21 protein-coding genes, 1 tRNA gene and 1 pseudogene are annotated in these 18,261 nt (G+C 68.2%); 14 read left to right on the top strand and 9 right to left on the bottom strand.

The genetic code is table 11. From position 1 onward, the window contains the following. Positions 1–92 precede the first annotated feature (92 nt). Together OG462_RS21245 and OG462_RS21250 are read left to right on the top strand one after the other, a co-directional pair. Positions 93–581: a sugar transferase gene (locus OG462_RS21245; protein WP_406059754.1), complete on the top strand. Its 489-nt coding sequence runs from the start codon at positions 93–95 to the stop codon at positions 579–581. 107 nt (positions 582–688) lie between these two features. Beyond that, complete coding sequence (locus OG462_RS21250) at positions 689–2,950, top strand: (Fe-S)-binding protein (RefSeq protein ID WP_406059756.1); 2,262 nt, start codon at positions 689–691, stop codon at positions 2,948–2,950. Between the two features lie 64 nt (positions 2,951–3,014). On the opposite strand, the gene OG462_RS21255 is transcribed toward OG462_RS21250, so the two are convergent. Continuing rightward, on the bottom strand, positions 3,015–3,734 hold the full coding sequence (locus OG462_RS21255) for a hypothetical protein (protein WP_406059757.1): 720 nt from the start codon (positions 3,732–3,734) through the stop codon (positions 3,015–3,017). Between the two features lie 225 nt (positions 3,735–3,959). Here OG462_RS21255 and OG462_RS21260 point away from each other — a divergent pair, with 225 nt between their 5' ends. Then, on the top strand, positions 3,960–4,832 hold the full coding sequence (locus OG462_RS21260) for a Yip1 family protein (protein WP_406059759.1): 873 nt from the start codon (positions 3,960–3,962) through the stop codon (positions 4,830–4,832). A gap of 92 nt (positions 4,833–4,924) precedes the next feature. Here the strand turns inward: OG462_RS21260 and OG462_RS21265 are convergent, their stop codons facing one another. Further along, entirely contained in the window at positions 4,925–5,422 is a 498-nt protein-coding gene (locus OG462_RS21265) for a phosphoribosyltransferase (protein ID WP_030323619.1), read from the bottom strand. A 13-nt stretch (positions 5,423–5,435) separates the two neighbouring features. Next, positions 5,436–6,011 (bottom strand): dCTP deaminase, encoded by a 576-nt coding sequence (dcd, locus tag OG462_RS21270; protein WP_329118768.1) that lies wholly within the window; start codon positions 6,009–6,011, stop codon positions 5,436–5,438. Between the two features lie 402 nt (positions 6,012–6,413). On the opposite strand from dcd, the gene OG462_RS21275 reads away from it, so the two are divergent. Beyond that, positions 6,414–6,487: transfer RNA gene (locus OG462_RS21275), tRNA-Gly, on the top strand. A gap of 141 nt (positions 6,488–6,628) precedes the next feature. Here OG462_RS21275 and OG462_RS21280 read toward each other — a convergent pair. Together OG462_RS21280 and OG462_RS21285 are read right to left on the bottom strand one after the other, a co-directional pair. Next, positions 6,629–7,114, bottom strand: coding sequence for a GNAT family N-acetyltransferase (locus OG462_RS21280; protein WP_406059761.1), 486 nt, complete (start codon positions 7,112–7,114; stop codon positions 6,629–6,631). A gap of 92 nt (positions 7,115–7,206) precedes the next feature. Beyond that, positions 7,207–7,842, bottom strand: a complete 636-nt coding sequence (locus OG462_RS21285; RefSeq protein ID WP_406059763.1) for a TetR/AcrR family transcriptional regulator — start codon at positions 7,840–7,842, stop codon at positions 7,207–7,209. Between the two features lie 127 nt (positions 7,843–7,969). On the opposite strand from OG462_RS21285, the gene OG462_RS21290 reads away from it, so the two are divergent. From OG462_RS21290 to OG462_RS21320, 7 genes and pseudogenes are all read left to right on the top strand, one after another. Further along, positions 7,970–8,908, top strand: coding sequence for an alpha/beta fold hydrolase (locus OG462_RS21290; protein ID WP_383669170.1), 939 nt, complete (start codon positions 7,970–7,972; stop codon positions 8,906–8,908). Positions 8,909–9,378: 470 nt separating this feature from the next. After that, a complete protein-coding gene (locus OG462_RS21295; RefSeq protein ID WP_406059766.1) occupies positions 9,379–9,726 on the top strand; it encodes a transcriptional regulator in 348 nt (115 codons plus the stop codon). Continuing rightward, positions 9,723–10,395 (top strand): annotated as a pseudogene (locus OG462_RS21300) (nucleotidyl transferase AbiEii/AbiGii toxin family protein). Before OG462_RS21295 ends, OG462_RS21300 begins: the two are co-directional and overlap by 4 nt. 816 nt (positions 10,396–11,211) lie before the next feature. Beyond that, positions 11,212–11,415, top strand: coding sequence for a cold-shock protein (locus OG462_RS21305; protein WP_020133169.1), 204 nt, complete (start codon positions 11,212–11,214; stop codon positions 11,413–11,415). Between the two features lie 340 nt (positions 11,416–11,755). Next, positions 11,756–13,270, top strand: a complete 1,515-nt coding sequence (locus OG462_RS21310; protein WP_406059767.1) for a DEAD/DEAH box helicase — start codon at positions 11,756–11,758, stop codon at positions 13,268–13,270. Positions 13,271–13,315: 45 nt separating this feature from the next. Continuing rightward, positions 13,316–13,717: a hypothetical protein gene (locus OG462_RS21315; RefSeq protein WP_406059768.1), complete on the top strand. Its 402-nt coding sequence runs from the start codon at positions 13,316–13,318 to the stop codon at positions 13,715–13,717. 48 nt (positions 13,718–13,765) lie between these two features. Continuing rightward, the gene (locus OG462_RS21320; RefSeq protein ID WP_406059770.1) at positions 13,766–14,077 is read left to right on the top strand and encodes an SCO5918 family protein; all 312 of its coding nucleotides are present in this window, start codon (positions 13,766–13,768) and stop codon (positions 14,075–14,077) included. A gap of 109 nt (positions 14,078–14,186) precedes the next feature. Here OG462_RS21320 and OG462_RS21325 read toward each other — a convergent pair whose 3' ends face one another. Then, positions 14,187–14,546: a hypothetical protein gene (locus tag OG462_RS21325; protein ID WP_406059772.1), complete on the bottom strand. Its 360-nt coding sequence runs from the start codon at positions 14,544–14,546 to the stop codon at positions 14,187–14,189. An 850-nt stretch (positions 14,547–15,396) separates the two neighbouring features. Here OG462_RS21325 and OG462_RS21330 point away from each other — a divergent pair. Then, positions 15,397–15,735 carry a MerR family transcriptional regulator gene (locus OG462_RS21330; protein WP_209495626.1) on the top strand — a complete coding sequence of 113 codons (339 nt, stop codon included), beginning with the start codon at positions 15,397–15,399 and terminating at the stop codon, positions 15,733–15,735. 129 nt (positions 15,736–15,864) lie between these two features. On the opposite strand, the gene OG462_RS21335 is transcribed toward OG462_RS21330, so the two are convergent. From OG462_RS21335 to OG462_RS21345, 3 genes are read right to left on the bottom strand one after another with little or no spacing between them, the layout of a single operon-like run. Then, a complete protein-coding gene (locus OG462_RS21335) occupies positions 15,865–16,035 on the bottom strand; it encodes a hypothetical protein (protein ID WP_406059774.1) in 171 nt (56 codons plus the stop codon). Between the two features lie 30 nt (positions 16,036–16,065). Then, positions 16,066–16,422, bottom strand: a complete 357-nt coding sequence (locus OG462_RS21340; RefSeq protein WP_406059775.1) for a PRC-barrel domain-containing protein — start codon at positions 16,420–16,422, stop codon at positions 16,066–16,068. Then, positions 16,419–16,913 (bottom strand): DUF5994 family protein, encoded by a 495-nt coding sequence (locus OG462_RS21345; protein WP_406059776.1) that lies wholly within the window; start codon positions 16,911–16,913, stop codon positions 16,419–16,421. Before OG462_RS21345 ends, OG462_RS21340 begins: the two co-directional genes overlap by 4 nt. Before the next feature lie 282 nt (positions 16,914–17,195). On the opposite strand from OG462_RS21345, the gene OG462_RS21350 reads away from it, so the two are divergent. Both OG462_RS21350 and OG462_RS21355 read left to right on the top strand, forming a co-directional pair. After that, positions 17,196–17,750 (top strand): DUF5994 family protein, encoded by a 555-nt coding sequence (locus OG462_RS21350; RefSeq protein ID WP_406059778.1) that lies wholly within the window; start codon positions 17,196–17,198, stop codon positions 17,748–17,750. A 4-nt stretch (positions 17,751–17,754) separates the two neighbouring features. After that, positions 17,755–17,964, top strand: coding sequence for a hypothetical protein (locus OG462_RS21355; RefSeq protein WP_406059779.1), 210 nt, complete (start codon positions 17,755–17,757; stop codon positions 17,962–17,964). Positions 17,965–18,261 lie beyond the last annotated feature (297 nt).

Raw genomic sequence — 18,261 nt, forward strand, 5'->3', positions numbered from 1 at the left:
TGAGAAGGTCCGGTTGCCCCTTGCCGGGCAAAGCAGGCATATCCCACGAATATCCCATGATTCTCACTCGGTCCCTCGGAAGGGTGTGGGGAATGACGGCCAAGCGCACGTTCGACGTCGTGGGCGGGCTCGCCCTCCTGGTCGTGCTGTCCCCCCTGCTCGCCGCCGTCGCCCTCTCGGTCGTCCTCGGCTCGGCCACCCCCGGCCGGGGCGTGCTGCGCCGCCGCACGGTGGCGGGCCTGGAGGGGCAGCCCTTCACGATGCTGACCTTCCGCACGAAGAGCCCGCTGGCCGCGCTGCCCCTGCTGCTGCACGTCGTCGGTGGCCGGATGTCGCTGGTGGGGCCGTGTCCGCTGACCCCGACCCACCGTGAGTGCGCGGGCGAGGGGCGCCGCCGGCTCTCCGTACGCCCCGGGCTCACCGGCCCGTGGCAGATCAGCGGCCGCTCGGACCTGCCGTGGGAGGAGCGGGAGCTGCTCGACCTCCACTACGTGGACCACCACTGGCTGGGGATGGATCTGACGATCCTGGCGCGTACGCTTCCAGCAGTCCGCAGGCGTCGCGCGGCAAGGTTTGCCTGAGCGACACAGATCACCGCGAGCGCCGCTACAGCACGGGGCCCCGAACGGGTAATCTCAGCACGGACTCCATAAGTTACCGCTTAGTAGGCCCGCCCGAGGAGCCCCTCATGCAACTCGCCGCGATCATCGTGTCGATCGCCATCACGGTGGTGGCCGTCGCGCTGTTCGGTCGTGCCACCGTGCAGATCTACCGGTTCGTGCGCCTCGGGCAGCCCGTGCCCGCCGGCACCCGCACAGGCGACCCCACCCAGCGCACCGTCACCCTGGTCAAGGAATTCCTCGGCCACACCCGGATGAACCGCTGGGGCATCGTCGGCTTCGCGCACTGGTTCGTCGCGGTGGGCTTCTTCTCGCTGCTCCTGACGATCGTCAACGCCTTCGGCCAGCTCTTCCAGGCCGACTGGCTGATCCCGATCATCGGTGACTGGCTGCCGTACGAGATCTTCACCGAGTTCCTCGGCCTGATGACGGTCCTGGGCATCGTGACCCTCATCGTGATCCGGCAGCTCAGCAAGCCGACCAAGGCGGGCCGCAAGTCCCGCTTCACCGGCTCCAAGACCGGCCAGGCGTACTTCGTCGAGGCCGTCATCCTGATCGTCGGCGTCTGCATCATGACGCTGCGCGCCCTCGAAGGCGTCCAGCACCACGTGACCAGCTGGGAGCCGGGCTTCTTCGCCTCGTACCCGCTGATCGCGCTCCTGGACAACCTGGACCTGAGCACGATCCAGTACCTGACCTACTTCGTCGCGGCGCTCAAGATCGTCACGTCCTTCACCTGGATGATCACGGTCTCGCTCAACACCAACATGGGTGTCGCCTGGCACCGCTTCCTCGGCTTCCCGAACATCTGGTTCAAGCGGAACGCCGACGGTGCGACTGCCCTCGGCGCGCTCCTGCCGATGACGACGGCCGGCAAGGAGATCGACTGGGAGGACCCGGCCGAGGACGCCGTGTTCGGTGTCTCCCAGGTCGAGCAGTTCTCCTGGAAGGGCATCCTCGACTTCTCCACCTGCACCGAGTGCGGCCGCTGCCAGTCGCAGTGCCCCGCCTGGAACACCGGCAAGCCCCTCTCCCCCAAGCTCCTCATCATGTCGCTGCGCGACCACGCGCACGCCAAGGCGCCGTACCTGCTCGCGGGTGGCGGCAAGGACATGGAGGGCAACGAGAAGGCCACCGAGGAGCAGCTCAAGGACGTCCCCGCGTCGGCGATCGCCGAGGCCGAGCGCCCCCTCATCGGCACCGCCGAGGAGAACGGCGTCATCGACCCGGACGTCCTGTGGTCCTGCACCACCTGCGGCGCCTGCGTCGAGCAGTGCCCGGTCGACATCGAGCACATCGACCACATCGTCGACATGCGCCGCTACCAGGTGATGATCGAGAGCGCGTTCCCGTCCGAGGCGGGCACGATGCTCAAGAACCTGGAGAAGAAGGGCAACCCCTGGGGTCTCGCCAAGAAGGCGCGCGTCGAGTGGACCAAGGAGGTCGACTTCGAGGTCCCGATCGTCGGCAAGGACGTCGAGGACCTCTCGGAGTACGACTACCTGTACTGGGTCGGCTGCGCCGGCGCCCTGGAGGACCGGGCCAAGAAGACCACCAAGGCCTTCGCCGAGCTGCTGAACATCGCGGGCGTCAAGTTCGCGATCATGGGCGGCGACGAGAAGTGCACCGGTGACTCCCCCCGCCGCCTCGGCAACGAGCCGCTGTTCCAGCAGCTCGCCCAGGAGAACGTCGCCATGCTGAACATGGCGTTCGGCGAGGACGACGAGGACGAGTCGACCAAGAAGCCGAAGTCGGCGAAGCGGATCGTCTCGACCTGCCCGCACTGCTTCAACACCATCGCCAACGAGTACCCGCAGCTCGGCGGCGAGTACGAGGTCATCCACCACACCCAGCTGCTCCAGCACCTCATCGACGAGGGCAAGCTGGTCCCGGTGACGCCGGTCGACGGTCTGATCACCTACCACGACCCGTGCTACCTGGGCCGTCACAACAAGGTCTACACGCCGCCGCGCGAGATCATGTCGGCCGTCCCCGGCCTGCGCCAGCAGGAGATGCACCGCCACAAGGAGCGGGGCTTCTGCTGCGGCGCCGGTGGCGCGCGGATGTGGATGGAGGAGCGGATCGGCAAGCGCATCAACAACGAGCGCGTCGACGAGGCCCTGTCCCTCAACCCGGACATCGTCTCCACCGCCTGCCCGTTCTGCCTGGTCATGCTGACCGACTCGGTCAACGGCAAGAAGAACGAGGGCAAGGCCAAGGAGTCCGTCACGGTCGTGGACGTGGCTCAGCTGCTCCTCGAATCGGTGAAGACCCCGGTGGACCCGGAGCCGGAGCCGGCGGAGGAGCCGGAACCGGAACCGGCGAAGTAGTACCCGGTACGTGAGAGAGGGCCGCCCCGCGAGATCGCGGGGCGGCCCTCTTCGTCATGTCGCGTCAGGCCTTCTGGGCGACGTACTTCTCGACGAGCCTGCCCTGGAAGTCGTAGACCCAGCTGTTGGCACCCTGCCGGGGCGTGTCGATGGCGGCGAGCTCGTAGTGGTGCTTGCCGGCCTCGACGATCCTGTACGTCCAGCCGTGGTGGGCGGCGGTCGGGTGCCTGAGGTCGAGGGAGCCGATGGAGCGGCCGTTCTTCTGGGTGAGCTCGACGCGGGGCCAACTCTTGCTCTTGAAGAGCCGGGCGACGTTCCCGTCGGGGAGGGTGACCTTGGCGTCGGCCTGCCGCACGGTGTTCTTCTTCTGGTGCGGGACGGGCTTGGGGGTGGGCTTGGGCTGCGGGGCAGGGGTCGGGTCCGGCTTGGGGGCGGTCTCGACCCAGGAGCGCACGGTGCCGTCGGGCTGGAGGATGACGTGGAGGCCGTTGTTCTGCCCGTACGCGGGCTTCCCGTCGCTGCTGCGGAGGGTGTCGATCAGGGACCCGCCCGCGTAGATGTCGGCGGAGAAGCTGCCCGGGCCGTCCTGGTAGACCTTGGCGAGCGAACCGTCGGCGAGGTCGACGTTCCGCCACAGGACCGACTGGTCGCTCGACGTCGCGTCGGGGTCCGGCCCCTGGTCCGGACCGTCGGCGGCGAAGGCTCCGGCGGCCGGCAGGAGGAGGGCGGCGACGGCGCCGGTGGCGACGGCGGCGGTACGGGCGGAACGACGGGTGACACGCATCGGAAGAGCTCCTTGCTCGGGTCGCTGACATCTCCGAAGCTACGAGTACGACATTGAGGTGATACGTCGGATTTGTAACGACGACCGCAAGCCTGCCCACCGACCGTGTCACGGCCCCGCCGAGCCCGGGACCTCCCCGATCCGCCCCCTAGGGGATGTCACAGCTCAGTGGCAAGGACCGGTCCGGGGAGCGCCCGCACAGCGGAAGCGGGTACGTTCGACGACGTGGCTGGATTCAGGAACGGACGCGGCCGGGACAACCGCCCCCCGCACAATCAACCGCAGCAGGCGCCGTACGGGTACAACGCGGCTCCGCCGCCGTACCCGCAGCAGCAGTGGCAGCAGCCACCTCAGGGGCAGCAGGGGCGCCAGGGACAGCAGGGGCATCAGCAGCAGCCCTACGGGGAGCCGGAGTACTTCGGTGAGCCGTACGGCCAGCCGCAGCACCCGCACGCGGCGACGGCGAACAACCCGGGCCACACCCAGATGTTCAGCGTCGACGACCCCTACGGCGATGCCGCGACCCACCACACCGGCGCCGCCCCCGTCCCGACGGGCCCGCGGCTCCCCTGGAAGGCGCTCCTGAGCGGCATCGTGCTGCGCCCGGCGGACACGTTCCTGCGGATGCGGGACCACGCCGTCTGGGGCCCGGCGCTGATCGTCACCTTCCTGTACGGACTGCTCGCGATCTTCGGCTTCGACAAGGCGCGCGACGAGGCGATCAACGCGACCCTGTCGACGGCGATCCCGTACGTCCTGATGACCGCCCTCGGCTTCGTCGTCGGCGGACTGATCCTGGGCGCGGTGACGCACACGCTGGCGCGCCAGCTGGGCGGCGACGGGGCCTGGCAGCCGACGGTGGGCCTGTCGATGCTGATCATGTCGATCACGGACGCGCCGCGGCTGGTCTTCGCGCTCTTCCTGGGCGGCGAGAACGGCCTGGTCCAGGTGATCGGCTGGCTGACCTGGCTGGCGGCCGGGGCGCTCTTCACGGTCATGGTGAGCCGCTCGCACGACCTGCCGTGGCCGAAGGCACTGGGCGCGTCGGCGATCCAGCTGGTGGCACTGCTGAGCCTGATCAAGCTGGGCACGCTGTAAAGAGCCGTAAGGACGCGAAGGAGGCCCCCACCGACACGGTGGGGGCCTTCTTGATGCCGAACCCTGCTGCCGAACCTTGATGCCGAACCGGCTCAGGCGTCGAGAACCTGGCCCTCGCGCTTGACGACGGGCGGCTCGACCGACCACGGGAAGTTGATCCACTCGTCGGTCTTCTTCCACACGTACTCGCACTTCACGAGGGAGTGGGACTTCTCGTAGATGACGGCGGAGCGGACCTCGGCGACGTGGTCGACGCAGAAGTCGTGGACGAGCTTGAGGGTCTTCCCGGTGTCGGCGACGTCGTCGGTGATGAGCACCTTCTTGTCGCTGAAGTCGATCGCGTCGGGCACGGGCGCCAGCATGACCGGCATCTCCAGCGTGGTCCCCACACCGGTGTAGAACTCCACGTTCACGAGGTGGATGTTCTTGCAGTCCAGGGCGTAGGCCAGACCGCCGGCGACGAAGACGCCGCCGCGGGCGATGGAGAGCACGATGTCGGGCTCGTAGCCGTCGTCGGCGATGGTCTGGGCCAGCTCGCGGACGGCGCGTCCGAAACCCTCGTACGTCAGGTTCTCGCGTACTTCACTCATGCCTGCGACCGCCTCACACCTGGGTCCGATGGAAGTTCAAGAACGAGCGGGAGGCCGTCGGCCCCCGCTGGCCCTGGTACCGCGAGCCGTACCGCTCGCTGCCGTACGGGAACTCGGCGGGCGAGCTCAGCCGGAACATGCACAGCTGCCCGATCTTCATACCGGGCCAGAGCTTGATCGGCAGGGTGGCGAGGTTCGACAACTCCAGGGTCACGTGCCCGGAGAAACCGGGATCGATGAACCCGGCGGTCGAATGGGTGACGAGCCCGAGCCGCCCAAGAGAGCTCTTCCCTTCCAGCCGCGACGCGATGTCGTCCGGGAGGGTGATGACCTCGTAGGTCGAGGCGAGCACGAACTCGCCGGGGTGGAGAATGAACGCCTCGTCACCCTCCGGCTCGACCTCACGGGTCAGGTCGAGCTGCTCGACTGCGGGGTCGATGTGGGGGTAGCGGTGGTTCTCGAACACCCGGAAGAAGCGGTCAAGCCTCACGTCGATGCTCGAGGGCTGCACCATGAATTCGTCGTACGGGTCGATGCGCACCCGTCCGGCATCGATCTCGGCCCGGATGTCCTTGTCTGAGAGAAGCACGCCCCCACGATACGCAGAGGGCGCGGACCTGCCCCAATCGGCAGGCATCCGCGCCCCGGGCACTCGTCAGCGCCGACCGATCTCCACCGGCACCGCATGCCGCAGCCGTGCACACCGCGGACATCGAATGAGCCGCCCTGGCCCGATCCGCCCGGCCCCGAGCTGCTGAAGCGGGAACGAAGCGGTACTGAACACATGCCCTTCGGCACAACGGACGACGGTGCGCTCCATCGAACCCATCAAGTCCCTTCCCCTACACACATGGTGGACGGGAAGCCACATTAGGGGATCAACGGGACACCCTCCAGGCGGCACTCCGCACGCAGAACGGCGCGAGCTTCGCCTCAAGTGGCGCATGGGGTACAGTGTGCAACGATGCGGCACCGTCCATCAGGCCGCTGTGCGGATGTAGTTTAATGGTAGAACATGAGCTTCCCAAGCTTATAGCGCGGGTTCGATTCCCGTCATCCGCTCCATGACAAAGCCCCAGGTCAGCGACCTGGGGCTTGTTTGTTGCCCGATCCAGATCCGAGCCTCACACCACCTGTGCACCACATGGGCCCCCGCATGGCCCGCAGTTGGTGCTCAGCTGACGTGGGGATCCGCGTCAGATCCGGTCAGGGCGCCGCATTGCGAAGGTCGGGGCGGTTCCTGGGCAGTCCGAAGCCCGCCATCTCCTTCTCCTCGTACGACAGGAACCCCAGGCTCCGGTAGAACGCGTGGTTGCGTTTGCCCTCGGGTGTCGACTCGTGGTCCGTGGACAGGAGGAAGAAGCGGCAGTGCGAGTACCGCCGCATGAGGTGCTCGACCAGGGACCGGCCTACGCCCTGCCGGTGATACGCAGGGTTGACCACGACATCCTGGACATAGCAGATGTGTTCGTCGTCGAGATCGTCCGGGCTAGACCGAGGAGTGTTCCCGAACCGTCTCGTGCCGTGATGACCAGGTGGGAGTTGGCCAGGCCCCGGCACAGCCTGCCGACGTCGCGGGTGTAACCCTCCCATCCGACCGAGTCGTAGAGGCTCAGCATCTCCTCCGGATCGAATGCATCCTCTTTCGCTACGAACACGCTGAAACCCCCATGCGGCAGCGCCGCCCCTCATCCCCGATTCGACACCCCGCCCGACTCCACGTCCGTCGGACCGGTCCAGATCGGTACCACACTCTGCGCCGCGCGCGAGTGCTTCGCGACACGTCAGGTTGAGCCCGCTCCCCTCTCGGACGTCCCGGCAGCCGTGAAGATCCGGTCCAGGTGGTGGCGGAGCACCGCGATCGCCGACTCCGGACTCCGCTGGCCCACGAGGATGCTGGTGCCCATGGTCGCCGCCATCGCGAGCAGGCTGATCGCCTCCGTGCGCGCGTCGGCGTCCGGGTCGGCCAGGCCGGTCCCCTGCGCCTGTTCGAGGAGTCCGGTCATGGCGTTCTCCGCGGCGTCGGGGTTGTCGATGAAGGGCTGGGCGGCCAGCGCCTCGTCGGTCACCGACAGGATCGCGTAGGAGCTGTACAGCAGGTGGAACGTGCGGCTCTCCTCGTCGGTCGGCAGCGAGGCCAGCAGCAGCGCCTCCACCGTGACGCGCGGGCCCGGGTCCGGGCCGACAGCGGCCAAGCGGGCACCCACCCTCACGGTGAAGCGGTCGGTCAGGTGCTGGAGGCCGTAGAGGAGAAGCTTCTCCTTGGTGTCGAAGTAGTACTGCACGAGCCGGAGCGACACACCGGCCTCCGCGGCCACGTCGCGCATGCCGACGGCATGCAGCCCCTGCCGCCCCGCGACCCGGATGAGCGCCTCGGCGATCTGGGCGCGCCGCTCCTCGTGATCCACACGCTTCGGCATGTTCCCGTGTCTCCGCCTGTCGATGGTGGGTTCGTGCTCCGCTACCCGAACCCCTTCATGATACCGATGTACCACATTGGTGATACGGTCGTACCACGAAGAACGGATCTTCACCGGAGGTGCCGCCGTGCCCGAGAACACCGCCCGCGTACGCCGCGACGTCGGCCGCTACGTCAACGACACCCTGCGCGACCGCTACTTCGCCGCCGCCGATGTCCTCTACGCAATGGGGGCACCCGCCCGCTCCGAGACGGACGTTGAGACGAGCTTCGGCACCACCCACGTCTACCGGTACGGCCCCTTGGACCCCGCCGCCGACTCCCGGACCCCGATCGTCCTGATCCACGGCGCCGGCTACAGCTCGGCGATGTGGTACCCCAACACCCCCGGGCTCAGCCTCGACCGCCCCGTCTACGCCCTCGACACCCCCGGCGACGCCAACCGCAGCGTCCACCGCGAGCCCATGTGGCAACCCGAGCGCGCCGCGCAGTGGATGGACGAGGCCCTCGACGCTCTCGGCCTCGACCGGGTCCACCTCGTCGGCTCCTCCTACGGCGGCTGGCTCGTGCTCAACCAAGCCCACCGGCGGCCCGGACGGCTCGCCTCGGTCACCGCCCTCGACCCCGGCGGCCTGGAGAAGGTCGGCCTGCGCTTCTTCGCCTGGGTCTTCGTGAGCCTGTTCGCCACCTTCGCCCCCAAGGCGCTGCGCCCCCGGCTCGCCAAGTGGCTGGACCAGCCGGTCATCGCCGTCCCCGAGATGCGTAAGTGGATCCAGCTCGGAGCCCGCGCGTACCGGATCCGCCGCCCCGCACCGCTGCCGCTGGCCGAGGACGCGCTGCGATCCATCCGGACCCCGCTCTACGTCATCATGGGCAAGCACAGCCTGCTCGTACACCCCAAGCGGCAGCTGGAACGCGTTCCGCGCCTTGTTCCCGGAGCCCGCGCCGAGATCATCACCGCGACGGGGCACGGCCCGCAGATCGACCACCCCGACGTGGTCAACGCCCGGATGCTGTCCTTCATGGAGGACGTCGACTCCCTCGACCCTGCTGCGGTCGACGCATAGGGCTACGACAGGGGGAAACGGCGTCGGCGACGCCCGCGCCGTGCCACAACGTGCCAGTAGGGGCGGTGAACAGCGGTCGACAAGGGGCTCGCAGAAGCAGCCGGGACAGGTCCGCTACCGAACATTCCGGCAGGTCAGAGGGTATATGCACGCCCAAGCGCCGGGTGATTCCCAAGCTTATAGCGCGGGTTCGATTCCCGTCATCCGCTCTTCTACGAAGCCCCAGGTCAGAGACCTGGGGCTTCGTCGTTGGCAGGCCAGTCTCGCCGTTCGTACACCCTTCAGCCCCGCGAGATGGGGCACGAGGAGGGCATGAACATTGCGTTGTCTCGCCGGAGGCGTCGCATGAGGACTCTGACCTGCCCTTACGGCGGAGTTACCGCCACTGCGGCCAGGTAGAAGCTCTGAGCCGGGTGTTACCTGTACCGGAAACACGGGGCCGCCTCGCCCTCCTGCGGAATAATCAAGACATGGCAGCCACACCCAGCGTTCCCGAGCTCCGCCGAGCCAGATTTGCCAGGCGGCTTCCCTCCAAGCTCTCGGAGCTCGGTGGCCCCGCCCGCGGCCACGTCAGCCTTCCGCTGCACCTCGCGTGGTCCGGCCTGTCTCGGTTCGACCTCGACCAGCCCCGATTGCGGATGGGCTGCTACCGGATCGTGCTGGCCGAAGGGCAGCACGATGACCTGGTCCATTACCTGAACCGGGAACTGCTCGTCGCCATGTGGCCCGTCCTGCGCACACTGATCAGCCGGGACATCCGCGATGTCTGGGAGGACGCCTTCAACGAACTGACGCCCGATGCCCAGGCTGCTGCGTGAATCTCACGGAACTGCACCGGCGGCTCCTCGCGGATGTCCTCGCCGTGGGCGATGTCTACCCCCTCGTGCTCACGGGTGGCTACGCCGTCCAGGCACACGGACTGGTCGACCGGCTCAGCAAGGACCTCGATGTCGCCACCGAGAACCCGGAGCCGATGGAGAAGATCGCCGCCGCCGTGCGCGTCGGGCTGGAACAACGCGGCTGGCAGGTACGAGCGTTGGAAACCGACCCGCTGTCCGCGCGGCTGATCGTCACCGACACCTCCACCGGCGAGGAGTGCGAGGTCGATGTCCTCAAGGAAGCACTCTGGCGTCCGCCCGTGAAGACTCAGCACGGCTTGGTGCTTTCCCTGGAGGACGTGGTCGGCACGAAGGTTCGCGCGCTGGCAGACCGGGGCTTGGCGCGTGATCTGATCGACGTCCGAGCGGCAACGGATCGCTGGAGTCACATCGAGCTCGAAGAGCTCGGCCGCCGCCACGCTCGTGACAGCTTCGACCTCTCCGACCTTCAGGCCCGGCTCGCCGGCGCGGACTGGATCGACGACACCCGAATTCGCGGCCTACGGACTCGACGACCAGCAGACCATCGAGCTGCGCCGGTGGGCTCAGGAGTGGGCCAATGACATCGCCGAGAGACTCCAGGAGGCGGAAAGCCCACCCGACGACTGATCACCGGGCGTCGGGCACGCGGAGGCAGCGCCACATCTCCGAGGAAGCTGGTCGTGCCCCATCCGTGCCCTTCGGAGCGGCGAACAACGGTCAATACCGGTATGGGCGGACCTTCGAGGCAGCTCTTTCGGCAGACTGTTTCCACAGGTCAGGTGCCGTATGGACGCCCTGTACGTCACAGATTCCCAAGCTTATAGCGCGGGTTCGATTCCCGTCATCCGCTCTTGAGAGAAGGCCCAGGTCGGCGACCTGGGCCTTCTTCGTTGCCCAGACCTCTCACGACCCGCGTGCCATTCGCGCGCCATAAGCGGCTCACGGACCGTCAGATGGGCCCCGGGGGAGTCACTCAAGGCTGTACCGCCGCGCCGAGCGGCCGGCACCCACCTGCCCGACAAGGAGCTCGAGAGCCCACCACCTGCGGCGACCACCACGCCTGATCCGAGGTCTCTGCGATCAGCGATCTGAACAGCGCGGACGATTGAACCGGAGCTCACGCTCCCGAAACACTGCGCTCGGGGTGAATCAATATCTACACCCGCGGGCTGAGAGTTTAACGGGCCCCGCAGGGAGAGTATTTACCCTAACGCGCAGAGCGGGATTATTTAACGCACCGAAGCCACTGAGGCATGCTACTGTCGATCTCGGTTGCAGTTTTGGTACCCAAAAAACTTCAAGCGTCTCCTTTCAATCTTCATGCGATTTTCATGACGTAGGCGGCGCTTTGTATTTCCGGTCATTTTCCGGTCGGGGCATCATCGCGGCGACACGGCATCCGCACAGTGCGGATGCCGGCGTACTGCCCAAAGGAGAAATGACATGGCTGCTGGCACCGTGAAGTGGTTCAACGCGGAAAAGGGCTTCGGCTTCATCGAGCAGGACGGTGGCGGCCCCGACGTGTTCGCCCACTACTCGAACATCGCCGCCCAGGGCTTCCGCGAGCTGCAGGAAGGCCAGAAGGTCACCTTCGACATCGCGCAGGGCCAGAAGGGCCCGACGGCCGAGAACATCGTTCCCGCCTGAAGCTGACGCGTAGTTCGTAGCTGGGGCCCGCATCCCTCGGGGTGCGGGCCCCAGCTACACGCATTTTCCGGCAGCGGTTCCACTTGCAGGGCGACCGCCGATGACCACCGCCCACGGACCCCCAGGGACGCCGCCGCTTCGAACCCGCGTCCCGCTGTTGTCCTGGATTTCGACGTTCGTCTGACGTCACTCCATTTCAGATTCAGCGCCTGCGCCGACACGGATTCCATGCGGGCGAGATTCGCTTTCGCATTCTCTTCGGCCCGTTCTTGTGGTTCCCCGCACTGCTCCACCGTTGCGGGAATTCCTTGGTGACGTGCCGCATCAAGGAAGGTTCTGAATGAACCCCACACGTACGAACAGCCGCTCCTCCCGTAACCGCCGCCGCACCGGCGGCTCCGGTTTCGGCTCCACCGCCGCTCCGGTTCGGGCCGGTCGCTTCGGTTCGTCCGCCCCCAGTCGTACGGGAGGCCCGAGCCGTTCGGGCGGCCACGGCCGCCGGCCCGCCGCGGTACAGGGAGAGTTCGCCCTCCCGAAGACGATCACCCCCTCGCTGCCCTCCGTCGAGGCGTTCGGCGAACTCGACATGCCCAGGGAGCTCCTGGCCGCGCTCACCGCGCAGGGCGTGTCCGTGCCGTTCCCGATCCAGGGCGCGACCCTGCCGAACTCCCTCGTGGGTCGTGACGTGCTGGGCCGCGGCCAGACCGGCTCCGGCAAGACCCTCGCCTTCGGCCTGGCCCTCCTGGCCCGCACCGCCGGGCAACGCGCCGAGCCCCGCCGGCCGCTCGCCCTCGTCCTCGTCCCGACACGCGAGCTGGCCCAGCAGGTGACCGACGCCCTCACACCCTACGCACGCGCCGTCAAGCTGCGCCTGGCGACCGTGGTCGGCGGCATGCCCATCGGACGCCAGGCCGGTGCCCTGCGCGGGGGTGCCGAAGTCGTCGTCGCCACGCCCGGTCGCCTCAAGGACCTCATCGACCGAGGAGACTGCGGGCTGAGCCAGGTCGCGATCTCCGTCCTGGACGAGGCCGACCAGATGGCCGACATGGGATTCATGCCCCAGGTCACCGCCCTCCTGGACCAGGTGCGCCCCGAAGGCCAGCGGATGCTGTTCTCCGCCACCCTGGACCGCAACGTCGACCTCCTGGTCCGCCGCTACCTCACCGACCCCGTCGTCCACTCCGTCGACCCCTCCCGGGGCGCGGTCACCACGATGGAACACCACCTCCTGCATGTGCACGGCGCCGACAAGCACCGGGTGACGACGGAGATCGCGGCGCGCGAGGGCCGGGTGATCATGTTCCTGGACACCAAGCACGCCGTGGACCGGCTCACCCAGGACCTCCTCGACAGCGGAGTGCGCGCCGCGGCACTCCACGGCGGCAAGTCCCAGCCCCAGCGCACCCGCACCCTCGCCCAGTTCAAGACCGGACACGTCACCGTCCTGGTCGCCACGAACGTCGCCGCCCGTGGCATCCACGTCGACAACCTCGACCTCGTCGTCAACGTGGACCCGCCGACCGACCACAAGGACTACCTCCACCGCGGCGGCCGCACCGCCCGCGCGGGCGAGTCCGGCAGCGTCGTCACCCTGGTCACCTCCAACCAGCGCCGCGGCCTGAACCGCCTCATGGCCGACGCCGGCATCGTCCCCCAGACCACCCAGGTCCGCTCCGGCGAGGAAGCCCTCCACCGGATCACCGGCGCCCGGACCCCCTCCGGCGTCCCGGTCACCATCACCGCGCCGGCGGCCGAGCAGCGTAAGCGCGGCCCGGTGTCCCGCGGTCGACGCAGTCCCGCTGCGGCGGCCCGCCGCGTGAGCGCGCGGCAGTCCGCCGTCGACGCGGCGGCCTGAACGCCACGTGAGCAGGAAACCGACCCACCTCTGCAGGAGGCACTTTTGACGCTGGTCCAGACGCAGCCCCGCTCAGCGAACGCCACCCCTATGCACAGGACGGTGGCCGACGCCATGGACATGGCCGCACCGCAGGTCTGCGATGACATGACCGTCGAAGTGGCCCTGTCCGTCATGATCAGTGCCCGCGCGGGGCATCTGCTCATCTGTGACGACGACGGGCTGTGCACCCGGCTGGTCACCCGGGCCCGGCTCGCCGCCGTCCGTGACAGTGACGCGTACACGGACCGCATCCGGCTGCGCGACGTCCCCGGCGACCGCGGGCCGTTCACCGCACCCCGCACCCCGATGAACCAGACCGAATACCCGATGAGCCACCGCCGGCTCGACGCCCTGCCCGTCGTGGCCGAACAAGGCAGCGCTCCGGGCGTCCTCGCCCCTGCCTGAACCACCTACCGCGGCCGGACCCTTCTCTCCTTCCCCCTGTGAGGCATCATGCGCTGCGTCATCGCCCGGTTCCCGTTCGATCTGACCAAGAGCGGCGTCCTGGAATCCATGAAGGGCATCAAGCCGGAGGAGGTCATCGGCGAATCCGTGATCATCGGCCGCCGCACCTACCCCGTCAAACAGGTCGGCCAGGTCATCACCCGCCAGGACCGCCGCGACTTCAGCGCCGGCGAAGTCCTGCGGGCAATGACCCGGCTCGGCTTCACCTGCCGCGACCTTCCCCCGAACGCCACACCCGCACACGCCCTCACCTCGGTCCAGCAGGCATCCGCGCTGCTCGGCACCCCGGTGACCGTCTGACCGACGGGACCGGCGTGAGCCGCCACCGGAACAGCGAGGAGGGCCCTACCAGCACGCGCGCTGGTCGGGCCCTCCCGCGTACCGACGGGTTTCCCCACGCGGAGCCGTGTCAGTGGTCGGAGTAGCTGAAGTCGCCCATGGTCCAGGCACTGACATCCGCGATCGAGACGCGGTACATCCCGCCCGTCTCCGGGATCCCCACCGTGCCCTGAAGGATGCGGGCCACATGGAAGTGCAGATGCGTGGGCGGCCCCTCCCCGCGTGGCACAGCGGTGAAGACGGCGGAGAACTCGCCCAATCGGGCTGAGTCCGCCAGGACCTCCGACACCCGCTGCCTCCACACGGCTTCGGGAGCCAGCCGACCGGTGATGACAGCACCACCGGTGACCACGGTCAGGGACATCTGATTGCTCTGCCCGGACTCCACCAAGGCGGCGACGTCGACGAGCAGCTCGTCAGGCTTCGACATGGGAGCCGATTCTATTCACCAGCCGTCCCGCCCGGCTCGGGCGGGACGGCTGGTGCTACCGGGCGGGAAGGGCACTCACCGCCTTGCCCCCGGAGGCGCGACGGGATGTGGCGGGCTCGGACGCGACCAGGACCACGGTGTCCGCCGCAACGTCCTGCACCCGGCCCTCGCCTACCTGATTCTCGCGCCCCACGCGCTCTGCTGTGGCCGGCCCGAGCGCCTGACCTGCAGTGCAGGTGCTCTGCAGATCCTGAACCGGCCATGAAGGTCTAGCTCTCCCCAGGGAACACGAAAATCTATCTCGGCCAGAGTAGACATTGGGCAGTGGCGTGGTTATGGTTTCTCTCGTATCCAGCGAGACAAGAGAGCCTGGCAGAGACGAACTGCCGGGCAGCAGTACCCGCAGGTGCAGTTGGCAGGACGGTGCGGTGGTGGAGTTCCGAAGCCAGGGTTGTTACAGGACGGCGACGGGACTGACGACCGGACCGGGTGGCCCGCAGTGATCAGGGGCCGCCGCGAGCGGGACCGCTGTCATGGCAGTCGCGGTACCCGTAAGTGCAGTACGCAGTACCCCGTAGTACGTAGTTGATCACCGAGGAAGAACGGAGGAACCCGCGCCATCAGGATCGCCCGGGCGGAAGTCTGAGCCCGGGTACCGCAGGACATCGATAGTGAGGTGGTCTCCGGTCAAGCAACCGCGATCCCCGCGTGCCCGACAGCGTCTCGGTCGGGTCAGCGGAAACAGAAGGCCGGTGCAGTATCAGGACCGGCAGATGGTGTAGTAGTTCCTTCGGGGCCCTGGTGCCATACGGCACCAGGGCCCCTCAACGCGTTCACCAGAGAGGTGCAAGTGACAGCAGGCGACTCCTTCGACCGTCTCGATGACGACGACTACCCCGCCTACACAATGGGCCGGGCCGCCGAGATGATCGGCACCACCCAGGGATTCCTGCGCGCCCTTGGCGAAGCGCGCCTCATCACCCCGCTCCGCTCCGGCGGCGGCCACCGCCGGTACTCCCGCTACCAGCTGCGCATCGCCGCACGCGCCCGGGAACTCGTCGACCAGGGCACCCCCATCGAGGCCGCCTGCCGCATCATCATCCTCGAAGACCAGCTCGAAGAAGCCCAACGCATCAACGCCGAGTACCGCCGCGCCGCCGAATCATCCCCTCCGCCGGCCTCGGACTGAGTTGAGTGTGCCCGTCGGTATCGGCGGGCCCCGCTTCGATACGGGTTCCCGTCATCCGCTCTTGAACGGCGCCCCGGGTCAGCCACTTGGGGCTCTCACCGTCCGGCGCAGCTCGCCCGGTGGGGCGGGTCATCGGACTGGGCGGCGGTGGGCGGAGCGGCGCATGCGCATGGCGGCGTAGATGAGGGCTGCCACGAGCACCGCGATGCCGATGATCAGCAGGAAGAGCAGTCCGTCGGCGGTGGCACCGATGATGCCCAGCACGATCGCGATGATGATCAGGGCCAGGAAGAGCGCCATGAGGGCTGCCCCCTCGGTCGGTTGGGGGGCTCAGCGGCGGGCCAGCTGGCGTTCGCCGTTCGCCCCGGGCTCGTAGGGGAGTTCGTAGTGCCGGAAGACCGCTTCCTCGTCCTCGGCGGGAAGTACGTCGTCGGTACCGATCGAAGGGCCTTGCTTCACCAGCGCCTTGTCATGGGCGACCTTCACATAGCCCGGCCCCACCGTCGCACCGTCCAGGGGAACGAACACCAGACGGTGGCGGGTGGGCAGGCCGACGCGGACCGTGGCCATGAACGGCTCATCGGTGCTGGTGTCGACGTAGATCGCCTCCAGCTCTCCGATCCTGTGGCCCCGCGCGTCCACCACGTCATGGGTGCGCCACTCACGGATGTCCGCCATCTGGATCATGCCGACTCCTCGCGGTCGGTCACCGGTTCGGGAAGGGTGGCGACAAGGATCTCGGCGGCCTGGGTGACGTTGCCGGCGTCGACCGCACGGGCCATCGCCGCGCGGGCCGCATCCGCCGTGGTGTGCGGCGGGACCACCAGCAGGGCGAAGTGGTCATTGTCGCCACGGGTGATGAGGACGGTGTCGTCACCGACGGGAAACGAGTCCAGCCGGACGACCTGGTCGTCGATGACAACGCGCGTCGGGATCTCACCCCAGGCGTCGGTGTCCAGGCCGATTCTCGTGATGGGGCCGAGGTGTCCGGTGAGCGCCTGGATCAGGGCGGGCAGCTCGGTCGCGACGTCCCGGGAGCGGGGCCACCAGGCGCCGTCGAGGACGCCTTCGCGGGAGTGCGTCGTCTCAAGCCTCAGCAGGGCCGTGCCGGGCTTCACCGCTCTGTGGATCTCGTCCGGGAGGAGCTTCCGAGGGGTGGGGGTGTCGGATTCGGCCATGGTGGTCCGCCTGCCTGCGCGGGGCCGCCGACACCTCATAGCCGACGAGAAACCGCCGTGGTCTCACGGTACTCCGGGCGCCTGCGATCACGCCCGCGAGCATCGGCCAGGCGGTGTTCCTGGTCGGAAATCGCCTGGTCAGGACCCACTCGTCCGTCCACAGCGCGGAGTACGCTGAAGGTACCGGGAGTAAGCCGAGCACCCGCTCCCACGCGGACGTCGTTTCCGGCGATCAAGACACTGGGCCGCCCTGCAGGGCGGCCCGGAGACGGGTCCGCGATCATGACCACCCTCGCCGCTCCCACTCTCTCGGCACGCCTGTCGCTGACACCTGAGACCACCCTCGTCGGCCAGTTGGACGGCGCCTGGTGGCCTGAGTCACGCGACCTCGAAGCCGAGCTTCCACCCCTGATCGACGCGCTGGAGGGCCGCTTCGGACGCATCACGCGCGTCACGGTGAACCCCGCCCGTTGGCCCGTCGTCCCGCACAAGGTCGCCGCCACCGGGCACATCGTGCACGTGGGCTGGTTCACCGAACAGGACCCCGACAAGATGATCCTGCTCTCCTACACCGTAAGCCGCTGCGATCTCCTGGTGATCCCTCCCCAGACCGAACCTGCCGCAGCCGCCCGGCTCATGACCGCCGCCGCCCTCCCCGGCAGCATCCTCACCGCCGGTGTCCTGATGTCCGACGAAACCGCGACCGGCCGCCGCATGCGGGACGCCCGAAGCAGCGAGAACACCTGGGAGACCGACGGCGGGTCCACTCCGCCGCCGCGCCGGCACCCGGTCGTCGCAGCACGAATGATCCCGATGCCGGGGAACCCGCGGAGGTGACGTCATGGAGACCTTCATCGCACTCGCGGCAGTCGCCCTGCTGATCGCGCTCGGCATGCGCCTCATCCACCGGCTCAACACCCAGCACGACGCACGCATCGCGGCCCACCACTTCAGCGACCCCTACCCGGCCATCGCCCGTCCCCCCGGCCACAGCCACCACCCGCCGACCGGACAAGCCCCCGGCCACAGGAGCACGGGCACCTGGCCCTGACCTCAGACCACTCCTCCGACCGAAGGCCGCGGGTGGGGCACCCGACACCCGGGACAACCCACCCGCCGCTCTCGTCCGTCCCCTGAAGGGACCATGCACCTGGTACCCACCGAGCCTTCGTTGCCTCATGCCTCACGGCCCTCGCCGCCTCCGCGTGCCCCAACTCTCGGGAACGCCCTGCTCGGAGGGCCCTTCGCGCACCACTTGCGCCGCCTTGGCGTCGGGTGTCACAGGCCGGGCGTACAGGCCGGCGTCGTGTGGGTCTTGAGGCCGTCGAGGATGAGAGTGAGACCGAAG

Source organism: Streptomyces sp. NBC_01077 (assembly GCF_045162855.1).
Taxonomy (GTDB): Bacteria; Actinomycetota; Actinomycetes; order Streptomycetales; family Streptomycetaceae; genus Streptomyces.

Coding starts and splice junctions, on each gene's coding strand:
- OG462_RS21280 (WP_406059761.1), bottom strand. CDS start 7,114: ATGAGGGGCGGCGCTGCCGCATGGGGGTTTCAGCGTGTTCGTAGCGAA.
- OG462_RS21250 (WP_406059756.1), top strand. CDS start 689: ATGCAACTCGCCGCGATCATCGTGTCGATCGCCATCACGGTGGTGGCC.
- OG462_RS21310 (WP_406059767.1), top strand. CDS start 11,756: ATGAACCCCACACGTACGAACAGCCGCTCCTCCCGTAACCGCCGCCGC.
- OG462_RS21345 (WP_406059776.1), bottom strand. CDS start 16,913: ATGGCCGAATCCGACACCCCCACCCCTCGGAAGCTCCTCCCGGACGAG.
- OG462_RS21255 (WP_406059757.1), bottom strand. CDS start 3,734: ATGCGTGTCACCCGTCGTTCCGCCCGTACCGCCGCCGTCGCCACCGGC.
- OG462_RS21320 (WP_406059770.1), top strand. CDS start 13,766: ATGCGCTGCGTCATCGCCCGGTTCCCGTTCGATCTGACCAAGAGCGGC.
- OG462_RS21355 (WP_406059779.1), top strand. CDS start 17,755: ATGGAGACCTTCATCGCACTCGCGGCAGTCGCCCTGCTGATCGCGCTC.
- OG462_RS21350 (WP_406059778.1), top strand. CDS start 17,196: ATGACCACCCTCGCCGCTCCCACTCTCTCGGCACGCCTGTCGCTGACA.
- OG462_RS21295 (WP_406059766.1), top strand. CDS start 9,379: ATGGCAGCCACACCCAGCGTTCCCGAGCTCCGCCGAGCCAGATTTGCC.
- OG462_RS21245 (WP_406059754.1), top strand. CDS start 93: ATGACGGCCAAGCGCACGTTCGACGTCGTGGGCGGGCTCGCCCTCCTG.
- OG462_RS21340 (WP_406059775.1), bottom strand. CDS start 16,422: ATGATCCAGATGGCGGACATCCGTGAGTGGCGCACCCATGACGTGGTG.
- OG462_RS21325 (WP_406059772.1), bottom strand. CDS start 14,546: ATGTCGAAGCCTGACGAGCTGCTCGTCGACGTCGCCGCCTTGGTGGAG.
- OG462_RS21305 (WP_020133169.1), top strand. CDS start 11,212: ATGGCTGCTGGCACCGTGAAGTGGTTCAACGCGGAAAAGGGCTTCGGC.
- OG462_RS21265 (WP_030323619.1), bottom strand. CDS start 5,422: ATGAGTGAAGTACGCGAGAACCTGACGTACGAGGGTTTCGGACGCGCC.
- OG462_RS21335 (WP_406059774.1), bottom strand. CDS start 16,035: ATGGCGCTCTTCCTGGCCCTGATCATCATCGCGATCGTGCTGGGCATC.
- OG462_RS21285 (WP_406059763.1), bottom strand. CDS start 7,842: ATGCCGAAGCGTGTGGATCACGAGGAGCGGCGCGCCCAGATCGCCGAG.